General features: G+C 69.0%; 10 protein-coding genes. 4 read left to right on the forward strand and 6 right to left on the reverse strand.

The genetic code is table 11. The features are described from left to right. Complete coding sequence (locus tag QTI68_RS11450) at window positions 1-843, reverse strand: metallophosphoesterase (RefSeq protein WP_286521671.1); 843 nt, start codon at window positions 841-843, stop codon at window positions 1-3. Window positions 844-971: 128 nt separating this feature from the next. Between QTI68_RS11450 and QTI68_RS11455 the strand changes: the two genes are divergently transcribed. Next, entirely contained in the window at window positions 972-1145 is a 174-nt protein-coding gene (locus QTI68_RS11455; RefSeq protein ID WP_286521672.1) for a hypothetical protein, read from the forward strand. On the opposite strand, the gene QTI68_RS11460 is transcribed toward QTI68_RS11455, so the two are convergent. Continuing rightward, window positions 1142-2098: a LysR family transcriptional regulator gene (locus QTI68_RS11460; RefSeq protein ID WP_286521673.1), complete on the reverse strand. Its 957-nt coding sequence runs from the start codon at window positions 2096-2098 to the stop codon at window positions 1142-1144. The genes QTI68_RS11455 and QTI68_RS11460 overlap by 4 nt on opposite strands. A 107-nt stretch (window positions 2099-2205) precedes the next feature. Between QTI68_RS11460 and QTI68_RS11465 the strand changes: the two genes are divergently transcribed. Beyond that, a complete protein-coding gene (locus QTI68_RS11465; protein ID WP_286521674.1) occupies window positions 2206-2688 on the forward strand; it encodes a hypothetical protein in 483 nt (160 codons plus the stop codon). 73 nt (window positions 2689-2761) lie between these two features. Here QTI68_RS11465 and QTI68_RS11470 read toward each other — a convergent pair whose 3' ends face one another. The 3 genes from QTI68_RS11470 to QTI68_RS11480 form a co-directional block, all read right to left on the reverse strand. Next, a complete protein-coding gene (locus QTI68_RS11470) occupies window positions 2762-4609 on the reverse strand; it encodes a phosphoenolpyruvate carboxykinase (GTP) (RefSeq protein WP_286521675.1) in 1848 nt (615 codons plus the stop codon). 212 nt (window positions 4610-4821) lie between these two features. Further along, on the reverse strand, window positions 4822-4974 hold the full coding sequence (locus QTI68_RS11475) for a hypothetical protein (RefSeq protein ID WP_286521676.1): 153 nt from the start codon (window positions 4972-4974) through the stop codon (window positions 4822-4824). Between the two features lie 105 nt (window positions 4975-5079). Then, window positions 5080-6279: a threonine ammonia-lyase gene (locus tag QTI68_RS11480; RefSeq protein WP_286521677.1), complete on the reverse strand. Its 1200-nt coding sequence runs from the start codon at window positions 6277-6279 to the stop codon at window positions 5080-5082. Between the two features lie 121 nt (window positions 6280-6400). Here QTI68_RS11480 and QTI68_RS11485 point away from each other — a divergent pair, with 121 nt between their 5' ends. Together QTI68_RS11485 and QTI68_RS11490 are read left to right on the forward strand one after the other, a co-directional pair. Then, complete coding sequence (locus QTI68_RS11485; protein WP_286521678.1) at window positions 6401-8722, forward strand: ATP-binding protein; 2322 nt, start codon at window positions 6401-6403, stop codon at window positions 8720-8722. Between the two features lie 50 nt (window positions 8723-8772). After that, window positions 8773-10338 (forward strand): S41 family peptidase, encoded by a 1566-nt coding sequence (locus tag QTI68_RS11490; protein WP_286521679.1) that lies wholly within the window; start codon window positions 8773-8775, stop codon window positions 10336-10338. On the opposite strand, the gene recQ is transcribed toward QTI68_RS11490, so the two are convergent. Then, entirely contained in the window at window positions 10335-12227 is a 1893-nt protein-coding gene (gene recQ, locus QTI68_RS11495; RefSeq protein WP_286522255.1) for a DNA helicase RecQ, read from the reverse strand. The genes QTI68_RS11490 and recQ overlap by 4 nt on opposite strands. Between the last annotated feature and the right edge of the window lie 36 nt (window positions 12228-12263).

Consider the following 12263-nt stretch of genomic DNA (forward strand, 5'->3'; position numbering starts at 1 on the left):
CTAGCGCCCGGCAGCGGATGCGCGGGCCTGCCGGGGGCGCGGCACCTCGACCAGCAGCGCCGGGTCGAAGTTGTCCTGCTCCCCCTTGCCCAGGTAGCCCAGTGGGTTGGCGACCACGCGGCAGCCGCCCTTCAGGTAGTCGAACTGGCAGTGCAGGTGCCCGTGCAGCCACAGGTCGGCTTGCGGCAGCAATTCGTCCAGGTTGTTGCAGAAGCCCGCGGTGCCCGGGCTCAGGCCATAGCGGGGATCGGCGCTCGCCAGGGACGGCGCAAAGTGCGTGATCGCCACGGTCGTGCCGTCGAACGGCTGGGCGAGTGCCTCTCGCAGCCACGCCTGGCATGTGAGTGAGTGCTCCCTCAAGGCATCGGCGAGAAAGATCTCGCCGCCGCGCGTGGTGGCCGCCTTCTGCAGGTAGAAGTTGGCGGCGCGCATCGCCTTGCCGCGCTTCTTGAGCGCCTCGGCCAGGCCGTCGCCGGGCTCGACCAGGGCATCGAAATCGGCCCACAGCGTGGTGCCGACGAAGCGCACGCCGTCGATGACCAGGGTCTCACGCTCCAGCCAGAGGATGTCCAGCGCCTCGCAGGTCTCGCGCAGCCGCTGGTGGACGGCATCGAAATCGGCGTTGTCGTACTCGTGGTTGCCGGGGACATAGATCACCGGCGCCGGCCAGCCATGGCGTGGCGAGAAGCGGGCCAGGCCGAAATCGGGCTCGGCCAGCGATGACCCGGCCTGGTAGGAGCCGATGTCGCCCGCCAGCACCAGCAGGTCGGCGCCGGCCGCCGGGGCGACCTGGAGATGCGGGTGAACCTCGATATGGAGGTCCGAGAGCAGCTGGAGCTTCATGGGTACGGGTGCAGTCTAGCGGATGAGGTTATGCGTTTTGTGCATGGCATCTAGCTTGAAGAATTGGGGAAAACCCTTATTCTTGATTCATCGCCACTCGGCGCCGCCCGCTTGGGCAGCGCACCATCATGTTTCACCTTCTTGCCCTCGTGGCCCGTTTTTTCCGTCCGACCCTCCAGGCTGTCGATGCCAGCCCGGCCGCCATCCTGATGCAGAACGCTGACAGCCGCGCCGGCCTCGACGCTCATCACGCGCAGGAACTGCGCGCCGCCGCCAGCGCCTGGCTCAGCGTCGTCCGCTAAGGACCCGCGAACGCGGCTTGCGCCGAGCGCAGCAGCGCCTGCCGCAGCCAGCCGTGCGCATGCGCGTGCTGGGCCCGCCGATGCCAGAGCGCATCCACGTGCACCAGGGGCTGGTCGAAGGGCAGCTCGCGCAGCACCAGGTGGTCGTCGATCCCGGTCACCCGCGCGAAGTGCCGCGGCATCACGGTCAGCAGGTCCGAATTGGCCACCACCCGCCCGGCCGTGAAGAACTGGTTCACCGTCACCACGATGCGCCGCTCGCGCCCCAGCGCGCCGAGGGTCTGGTCGATGAAGCCGTAGGGCCGCCCCGAGAAGCTGACCAGCAGGTGGCGCGCGTCACAGAAGCTGTCGAGCGCCAGCGGCGCGTCGGCCAGCGGGTGCCCCTGGCGCATCACGCACACATACTGCCCGACATACAGCCGCTGGGTCTCGAAGGGCTCGCCGACCCCGGACTGCCCGCGGGCCGCCAGGCTGGCGACCACGGCCGGGAAATAGCCGATCGCGACGTCGACCTCCTCCTGCTCCAGCATCCGGCGCGGATCGCGGGTGGTCAGCGGCAACACCCGCAGCGACACGGCGCGCGCCTCGTTCTCGACGATCCGGATCAGCCCGGGCATCAGCTCGGCGGCGGTCGCGTCGGCCATCGCCAGCAGGAAGGTCGTGTCGGCGATGCCGGCGTCGAACTCGCCCGGTGCCAGCGTGTGCTGGAGCTGCCGCAGCGCGTCGCGCACCGTCGGCCAGAGCGCCAGGGCCCGCGGCGTGGGCTCGACCCCCGCGCCGGCGCGCCGCACCAGTTCATCGCCCAGCACCTCGCGCAGCCGCCGCAGCGCATTGCTGACCGCCGGCTGGGTGATCGCTAGGTTGCGGGCCGCGCGCGTGAGGTTGCGCTCCGCCATCACTTCGTCGAAGACGCGAAGAAGGTTCAGGTCGAGCGTGCGAAAGTTGACGTCCATAAGTCCTGTGAATGATAAACATCATCAGGATAAAGTAGCAAAACATTAGGGTAACCCCTAATATCAGGGCATCGGCTTCGGCCACCCGTCCTTTCAGGAGGAACACCATGACCAGCTTCATCCACGTTGAAAAGCCCGCCACCCATCCCGGCATCGTTCGCGCCGAGGCGGCGATCGAACAGGTCCGCGCAGCCCGCCGCGGTTTCGACGGCGCGCGTGGGCTGGCAGCCCTGCTGCTGGCTGCGATCGTCTCGTCGCTGCTGGTCGTCGCCGACCGGCTGGTGTCGATCACCCAGGAAGGCGGCCTGATGGTGGCCTGGCTGGTGCTGTGGGCCGTGGCCTTCATCGGCCTGGCCTTCTTCGCGGGCACGGCGCGTTCGCTGGCGGTCCGCGCCATCGCCGCGGCCCGGAACGTGGCCAAGCGCCGCGCCGCCGCCCGCGCCGACGAGCGCTTCCTGGCCTACGCCAAGCACGACCCGCGCATCATGAACGAGCTCAACGTCATCGCCACCCACCAGCAAGCGGTGGATGCGCCGGCCCCGACCTTGCACGACGCCCTGCGCCGCGTGAACCTCGGCCAGTACTACTGATCTTGCACCGCGGGCCTTCGGGCCCGCCCGCAAAAAAGCCGCCCGAGGGCGGCTTTTTTTCGTTGGTGCCGGGTCAGGCCGCGAGGCGCTGCTCGATCGCCGCCTTGGTGGCGGGCAGTTCCTTCGGCAGGTGGTGCGACAACTGCTCGAACAGCTCGGCGTGCAGCTTCAGCTCGGCCTGCCAGGCGGCCTTGTCGATGCTGGTGACGGTGTCGAACTGCTTGGCGCTGAAGTCCAGCCCGGTCCAGTTGAGGTCTTCGTAGCGCGGGCTGACGCCGAACACGTGCTCGCTGCCCTCGGCCTTCTGCTCGATGCGGTCGATCATCCACTTGAGCACGCGCATGTTCTCGCCGTAGCCCGGCCAGACGAACTTGCCGTCCTCGCCCTTGCGGAACCAGTTGGTGGTGTAGATCTTCGGCAGCCTGGCGCCCGAGGCCTCGAGCTTCTTGCCGAGGTCGAGCCAGTGCTGGAAGTAGTCGCTCATGTTGTAGCCGGCGAAGGGCAGCATCGCGAACGGATCGCGCCGCACCACGCCCTGCTGGCCGGCGGCCGCGGCGGTGGTCTCGGAGCCCATGGTGGCCGCCATGTAGACGCCTTCGACCCAGTTGCGGGCCTCGGTCACCAGCGGCACCGTGGTGGAGCGGCGGCCGCCGAAGATGAAGGCATCGATGGCGACGCCCTTGGGGTCGTCCCAGGCGGCGTCCAGCGCCGGGTTGTTGATGGCGGCGACCGTGAAGCGGGCGTTCGGGTGCGCGGCCTTGGCGCCGGTCTCCTTGGCGATCGCGGGCGTCCAGTCCTTGCCTTGCCAGTCGATCGCGTGGGCCGGGGCTTCGCTCATGCCTTCCCACCAGACGTCGCCGTCGTCGGTCAGCGCGACGTTGGTGAAGATCACGTCGCGGTCGAGGCTGGCCATGCAGTTCGGGTTGGTCTGCATGTTGGTGCCGGGCGCGACGCCGAAGTAGCCGGCTTCGGGATTGATCGCGTGCAGCTTGCCGTCGGTGCCGGGCTTGATCCAGGCGATGTCGTCGCCGATGGTCGTGACCTTCCAGCCCTCGAAGCCGGCCGGCGGGATCAGCATGGCGAAGTTGGTCTTGCCGCAGGCGCTCGGGAAGGCGGCGGCCACGTGGTATTTCTTGCCCTGCGGATTGGTCACGCCGAGGATCAGCATGTGCTCGGCCAGCCAGCCTTCGTCGCGGCCCATGTTGGAGGCGATGCGCAGTGCGAAGCACTTCTTGCCGAGCAGGGCGTTGCCGCCGTAGCCCGAGCCGTAGCTCCAGATTTCGCGCGTCTCGGGATAGTGGACGATGTACTTGGTCTTGTTGCAGGGCCAGGCGACGTCTTTCTGGCCGGCTTCCAGCGGCGCGCCGACCGTGTGGACGCAGGGCACGAACTCGCCGTCGTCGCCCAGCACGTCGAACACCGCACGGCCCATGCGGGTCATGATCTTCATGTTGACCGCCACGTACGGGCTGTCGGACAGCTCGATGCCGATGTGGGCGATGGGCGAGCCCAGCGGGCCCATGCTGAACGGCACGACATACATCGTGCGGCCCTTCATGCAGCCGTCGAACAGGGGCTGGAGCGTGGCGCGCATCTCGGCCGGTGCCATCCAGTTGTTGGTCGGGCCGGCGTCTTCCTTGCGTGCCGAGCAGATGAAGGTGCGGTCTTCGACGCGGGCGACGTCGCTCGGGTCGGAGGTGGCGAGGAAGGAGTTGGGGCGCTTGGCCGGGTTCAGCTTCTTGAAGGTGCCGGCGTCGACCATCTGCTGGCAGAGGCGGTCGTATTCTTCCTGGCTGCCGTCGCACCAGTGGATGCGCTCGGGCTTGCACAGGGCGGCCATCTCGGCCACCCACGCGATCAGCTTCGCGTTCTTGACGTAGGAGGGCGCCTGCATGGCAAGACCCTTCAGCGGTGCGTTCATCGTCTATCTCCTAAGTTGAAAATCGTTTTTTCGAACGGGACGCGACACCGCGGGGCGATCGAGATCCGTTGGAGAAAACGCTTCCGTCTGGGGAGGGGCTGGATGGAAGACCGTGTGGACCGGGGGCACAGGTCGGCGCGGTGGCGACCGGCCCGGCTGCGGCAGGGCGCCCCGCTGGCGGCACGCAATGCCGCGCGGTGGCGCCGCCGGGTTCAGGCCATGTAGATGGCGATGGAGGCCAGCAGGAGCATCAGGACCCCGCCCACCAGCGGCAGCACCAGGGGCATGAGAGGGACGATCGATTCGACCGCGTCTGGTTCGACGGCGGCGGCGTGGCCGGGTTCGATGGGGGTGGGGTTGGACATCTGGGTTCCTTGTATTCTCACGACTGGGGCCATTTTACCGGCTGGGCAGCAGGCCGCGGTCTAGGGGGTTGCCAGACCTTTTTCGGGTCGCGGAGGCGACCGTTCTCAGCGCTGCTCGACGGCCTCGAACCCGGCCGCCGTCAGGGCCGCCAGCACGGCCGCCAGATGTTCCCGCCCCCGGGTCTGCAGCACCAGTTCGACATCGACGTTCTGCGCCGCCAGCATGGTGAAGGCGCGCTGATGGTGGACTTCGTCGATGTTGGCGCCCGCTTCGGCGACAGTGGCCGTGATATGGGCCAGGGAGCCCGGCACGTCGCGGGCGCTGACCCGCACGCGCGCGAGCCGGCCGGCGCGCACCATGCCGCGCTCGATGATCGCCGCCAGCAGCAGCGGGTCGATGTTGCCGCCCGACAGCACCAGGCCGACGCGCTGGCCCCGGAAGCGGTCGGGATGGCGGATCAGCGCGGCCAGTCCGGCGGCGCCCGCGCCCTCGACCAGCGTCTTCTCGATCTCGAGCAGCATCAGCACCGCCTGCTCGATGTCGCCCTCGTCGACCAGCAGCAGCTCGTCGACCTCCCGGGCGATGATCTCGCGCGTCAGCACGCCGGGCGTGCCCACGGCGATGCCTTCGGCGATCGTGCTGGTCCCCTGGGGATGGTGGGTGCCCTGCACCGCGTTCACCATGGCCGGGAAGCGCGAGGTCTGGACGCCCACGATGCGGATGCCCGGCTTGCGCGCCTTGGCGGCCAGCGCCATGCCGGCGGCCAGGCCGCCGCCGCCGACCGAGACCACCAGCACGTCCAGGTCGGGGACCGCATCGAGCATCTCGAGCGCCACCGTGCCCTGGCCGGCGATGATCGCCTCGTCGTCGTAGGGATGGACGAAGGCCAGTCCCTCGCGTTCGGCCAGCGCCAGCGCATGCGCGCGGGCCGCCTCGAGGGTGTCGCCATGCAGCACCACTTCGGCGCCGAATCCGCGCGTGCGTTCGATCTTCACGCCCGGCGTGAAGCGCGGCATGACGATCAGGGCCCGCAGTCCGAGGCGCTGCGCGTGGTAGGCCACGCCCTGCGCGTGGTTTCCGGCCGACATGGCGATCACGCCACGGGTGCCGCCTTCGGCCAGGTCGACCAGTTTGTTACAGGCTCCGCGCTCCTTGAACGAGGCGGTGAACTGCAGGTTCTCGAACTTCAGGAAGACCTGGGCGCCGACGATCTCGGACAGGGTCCGCGATTCGACGCAGGGCGTTTCGAGCAACTGCCCGTGGAGACGGAGGGCCGCGCGTTCAATGTCTTCGATTCCAACCATCGGCGCCATTGTGGACGGAATCGCAACATCCTGGTATTTCGTGTCCGCAGGCTTCCCGAAGCCAATACTCTGCGTTATGGTCGCTTCCAGATTCACACATCCCCTCGCGGGAGGTTGCCAGATGGTCAAGCGTTCCGGTGTTGATGCAGTGGCTGCGGCTTCCCGCGGCCATGCACTGCCGTCGCCCGGACTCAAGGAAGCACCGGTGCTCGAACTCATGTGTTCGCACTTCGTGCTCACGCTCGCGGCCAAGCAGGGCCCGCGCTTCAACGTGCGCCGGGACCTCAACGGCCTGCTGTCGCTCACCGGCCGTCACCTGGTCTGGCCGCTGCCGGTGCTGCATCGGCTGCGCGAGTTCCTTGGCCGGCGGTGCGTCGGCAACGAGGTCTGGAAGGGGGTCGAGGGTTTCGACGGCCGCACGCTGCTCGACCGCCACGGCGTCTGGCGCGGCCCCTACGAAGAGGGCACGCTGTTCTTCTACCTGGACGAATACGCCAAGGACCAGCCCAAGGACCTGCTGTCGGTGCTGTCGGTCACGCGCGACTGGCTCACCCATGCGCTGCGCAAGCAGTCGACCCTGGTCGAGAAAAACATCGATGCGCTGGCCGGCCTGCTGCAGCTCAACAAGGCCGAGCGCGCGCTGCTGCTCTACGGCACCCTGGCGCGCTACCAGCGCGACCTGCGTTCGCTGCTGGTCGAGTTCAAGGTCAACAACGCGCCGGAGGCCTACGCCGCGATCGCCGAGGTGGCCGGCGTCAATGCGAGCGAAGTCGGCGAGGCGCTGCGTGCGGGCTCGCGGCTCGAGCGCATCGGGCTGGTCGAGAACCTCATCTCCGAGCACAACATCACCGACCTGGCCGACCTCATGAAGGTCAGCGAGAAGCTGCCGCCGGTGCTGATGCGCGAGTACCGCGACCGCAACGAGCTGATGGCCGTGTTCACGCGCCCGTCCGCCAAGAGCAGTCTCTCGGTGCACGATTTCTCCTTCGTCGAGGACGAGGCCCGGATGCTGGTCACCTTGCTGCGGGCGGCGGTGGCGCGCAAGGAGCCTGGCGTCAACGTGCTGCTCTACGGCCCGCCCGGCACCGGCAAGACCGAACTCGCCAAGGTGGTCGCGCAGGCCGCGGGGCTGGAGCTGTTCGAGGTCGAATACGCAGACCGCGACGGCAACTCGCTGTCGGGCCGCGACCGCTACCGTTCGCTGCAGATCGCGCAAGTGTTCCTCAAGGGCAGCGAGCAGTCGGCGCTGCTGTTCGACGAGGTCGAGGATGTGTTCCCGCCCATCAGCACCGAGGCCGCGCAGCTGATGGCGCGCGCCGAGCAGATTCCCTCGCCGGCCAGCGGCAGCGTGAGCGGCAAGGCCTGGGTCAACCAGATCCTCGAATCGAACGCGGTGCCGACCTTGTGGGTCACCAACCGCATCGAGCAGATCGACCCGGCCTTTCGGCGCCGCTTCGCCTACCACCTCGAGCTCAAGTCGCCGCCGCCCGGCGCCCGCGAGCAGCTGGTGCGCAAGACGCTCGAAGGCGTCTCGGTGTCCGAGGCCTTCACCGCCAAGCTGGCCGGGCGCAAGGGCCTGACACCGGCGCAGATCCGCACCGCGGTGCGCTTCGCCGAGCTCGCCATGACCGAGGGCGGCTCGGTCGAGAAGCTGATCGAGCGCCAGCTCAAGAACGCCGATCTCGCGCTCGGCACGCCCGATGCCCTGGGCGCGCGCCGCAGCGTCACGACCTACGACCTCGACATGCTCAACGTCGAGACCCGCTTCGAGATCCCGCGCATCGTCGAGGCCCTGAAGGCGCGCGGCCACGGCACGCTGTGCTTCTACGGCGCGCCCGGCACCGGCAAGACCGCCCTGGCGGAGCACATCGCCAAGGCGATCGGCCGGCCGCTGATCATCAAGCAGGCCAGCGACCTGATGAGCAAGTACGTGGGCGAGACCGAGCAGAACATGGCCGCCATGTTCAAGGAGGCCGAGGCCGAGAAGGCGGTGCTGCTGCTCGACGAGGCCGACAGCTTCCTGCAGGACCGCCGCGGCGCCCAGCGCACCTACGAAGTGACCGAGGTCAACGAGATGCTGCAGGGCATGGAGCGCTTCGACGGCATCTTCGTCTGCACCACCAACCTGCTCGACCGGCTCGACCAGGCGGCGCTGCGCCGCTTCACCTTCAAGATCAAGTTCATGCCGCTGACCGGCGAGCAGCGCGAACGGATGTTCGTCACCGAGGCGCTGGCCGGCGATGCGGCCCAGCTGACCCACGAGATCAAGTTGCGGCTCGCCAGGCTGCCGCAGCTGTGTCCGGGCGACTTCGCGGCCGTCAAGCGCCAGACCGACATCCTGGCGGTGGCCTTCTCGGCCGACGAGTTTCTCGACCAGCTCGATGCCGAGCACCGGATCAAGCCCGAGGTGCGCGAGTCCCGCGGCATCGGCTTCGTCCAGTAAGGTTCCACACAAGAAAAGCGCGTGTCGCCGCGCGCGAGGGAGAGCGATCGATGAGGGCTGTCCGGACCGCCCGGAGAATGGGCGCGGCGCGCCGTGCCTTGGGCGCTGCCGCACTGGTGCTGCTGGGTCTGCTCGGCGCCTGCGGCGGGGGCGGCGGCGGTGGCGGCGCAGCATTGCCGCTGGCCGCGCCGGCCGCCCTGGCGCCGGGCGACGACCCGATCGTCCCCTCGTCCAGCGTGCAGGGCCAGTGCGCCGCGCCGCGTGGCGGCATCGACCCGGACACCGGCGCGGCTTTTCCCGACCAGCCCGGCTCGGCGACCACCGAGAAGCGCTGGCTGCGGGCCTGGATCGACGAGACCTATCTCTGGTACGCCGAAGTCCCCACCACGCTGGTGGCCGGCGAATACACGACCCCGCTCGCCTATTTCAACGTCCTCAAGACACCGCTGTCGACCCCCTCGGGCAGGCCCAAGGACCGCTTCCACTTCACCGCCGACACTGCGCAATACCGGGGCCTGTCGCAAGACGGCGTGCTGGTCGGCTACGGACTCGAACTCGCCTTCCTGAGCGCCGCGCCACCGCGCGACATCCGCGTGGCCTTCACCGAGCCCGGCTCGCCGGCGGCGCAGGCGGGCTTCGATCGCGGCCTCAAGCTGGTCGAGATCGACGGCATCGATGTGGTGGCGGGCGCGGACGTGACGGCACTCAACGCCGCGCTGTCGCCCACGCGCGTCGGCGAAACGCACGGCTTCAAGCTGCAGGCGCCCGACGGCAGCCTGCGCAGCGTGAGCCTGACGGCGGCCGCGGTCATCCGCACCTCGGTGCAGAACGTGAAGACCATCGCCACCGACAGCGGGCCGGTCGGCTACATGCTGTTCAACGACCACACGGCCGGCGCCGAAGCGCAGCTGATCGCGGCGATCCATCAGTTCAAGGCGGCGTCGGTCAGCGACCTCGTGATCGACATGCGCTACAACGGCGGCGGCTTTCTCGACATCGCCAGCGAACTGGCCTACATGGTCGCCACGCCGGCGGCCACCCGCGGCACGGTCTTCGAGGCGCTGCAGTTCAACATCAAGAATCCGTTCCGGATCACGGCGGCGCAGGCCACCGTGCCCTTCCATGCGACCGCGCGCGGCTTCTCGGTGTCGGCCGGCCTGCCGCTGCCGCAACTGGGCCTGTCGCGCGTCACCGTGCTGGCGGGCCCCGACACCTGTTCGGCCAGCGAATCGGTCGTCAACGGCTTGCGCGGGGTCGGGATCACGGTGAACCTGATCGGTGGCGGCACCTGTGGCAAGCCCTACGGCTTCTATCCGCAGGACAACTGCGGCACGACCTATTTCGCGATCCAGTTCCAGGGCGTGAACCAGCAGGGCTTCGGCGACTATGGCGACGGCTTCGTGCCGACCTGCGCGGTGGCGGACGACTTCGGCCATGCGCTGGGCGACAGCGCCGAGAGCCGGCTCGCCGCCGCGCTGACCCTGCGCAGCACGGGCGCTTGCCCGGCCGCGCCGCAGGCCCGGGGCGGTGGCGCACTCGGCAAGGCGGAGGCGACCGAAACGCCCTATCTGATCCGCTCGCCGCTGCGCGAGAACCGGATCATTTCACGCCCCTAGAACGCCGCGCAGACGCGCAGGACGTCGGTGCCGTAGGCCTCGAGCTTCTTGGTGCCGATGCCGCTGATGCCCTGCAGGTCTTCGAGCGTCGCGGGCGCGCGCTCGGCGATCGCGGCCAGCGTGGCGTCGTGGAAGATCACGTAGGCCGGCAGGTTGTGCTCCTTCGCGACCTCGGCGCGCCAGGCCTTGAGCGCCGCGAAGCGGGCCTGGCCGGCTGCGTCGAGCGTGGCGGCGGCCGGCGAGGGCGCGCCGCGCGCAGTCTTTTCGCGCCGCGACTTGCGCTCGGCCGGCGACGAGACCGATTCGCGCAGCATCACCTGGACCTCGCCCTTGAGCACGGCCCGCGAGCCGTCTGTCAGCTGCAGGGTGTTGTACGCCTGGGCGTCGACCGAGAGCGCGCCGGTGGCGATCAGCTGGCGCAGCACGCCGCGCAGCTGCGCCTCGCTGAATTCGTCGCCGATGCCGAAGGTGCTGACCCGCTCGTGCCCGAACTGCTTGACCTTTTCGGTGGCCTTGCCGCGCAGGATGTCCATGATGTGGCCGGCACCGAAGCTGATGCCGCTCTGCTGCTGCACCCGGTAGATGGTGGAGAGCAGCTTGCGCGCCGCATCGGTGCCGTCCCACACCTGCGGCGGCGTGATGCAGTTGTCGCAATTGCCGCAGGGAACGCTCTTCTCGCCGAAATAGCCGAGCAGCCGCACCCGCCGGCAATCGCTGGCCTCGGCCAGCGACAGCAGCGCATCGAGCTTGCCGCGCATCACCTGCTTGAACTCCTCGCCGGCCGGGCTCTCGTCGATCATGCGGCGCTGGTTGACGACGTCTTGCAGGCCGTAGGCCATCCAGGCGTCGGCGGGTGCGCCGTCGCGGCCGGCGCGGCCGGTCTCCTGGTAGTAGCCCTCGATGTTCTTCGGCATGTCGAGGTGGGCCACGAAGCGCACGTCGGGCTTGTCGATGCCCATGCCGAAGGCGATGGTCGCGACCATCACGATGCCTTCGTCGCGCAGAAAGCGGTCCTGGTGCTTCTGGCGCACCGCGGCGTCGAGCCCGGCGTGGTAGGGCAGGGCGTTGATGCCGGCGTCGACCAGGGTCTGGGCTACGTCCTCGACCCGCTTGCGCGACTGGCAATAGACCACGCCCGCATCGCCCTCGTGCTCGCGCTCGATGAAGCGCAGCAGCTGGGTGGTGGCTTCCTTTTTCTCGACGATGGTGTAGCGGATGTTCGGCCGGTCGAAGCTGGAGACGAACTGGCGCGCTTCCTCGAGCTGCAGCCGCTCGACGATGTCGGCGCGCGTGAGCGCATCGGCGGTGGCGGTGAGCGCGATCCGCGGCACGCCGGCATAGCGCTCGTGCAGCACCGTGAGCGCGCGGTACTCGGGCCGGAAGTCGTGGCCCCACTGGCTCACGCAATGGGCCTCGTCGATGGCGAACAGCGCCAGCTTGCCGCGCTCTTTGAGCGAATCGAGCTGCGACAGGAAGCGCGGCGTGTTGACGCGCTCGGGCGCCGCGTACAGCAAGGTGATCTCGCCGCGCAGCATGCGGCGCTCGACGTCCTGGGTCTGCTCCCAGTCGAGCGTGGAATTGAGGAAGGCGGCATCGACGCCGGCCTCGTGCAGGGCGCCGACCTGGTCGTGCATCAAGGCGATCAGCGGCGACACGACCACGGTCACGCCGTGGCCGGCGCGCTGGCGCGCGATGGCGGGGATCTGGTAGCACAGCGACTTGCCGCCGCCGGTGGGCATCAGCACCAGGGCGTCGCCGCCGGCCACGACGTGGTCGACGATCGACTGCTGCGGGCCGCGGAACTGCGCGTAGCCGAAGATCTCGTGGAGGATCGACTGCGGATCGTCGGCGCCGGACGAAGGCGCGGAGTCGGAGGAGGCGAGGGGCAAGGCGGACACGGTTCGGCGTTGGATGAGGGCCGGCCC

The organism is Variovorax sp. J31P207, assembly GCF_030316965.1.
GTDB lineage: Bacteria > Pseudomonadota > Gammaproteobacteria > Burkholderiales > Burkholderiaceae_C > Variovorax > Variovorax ginsengisoli_B.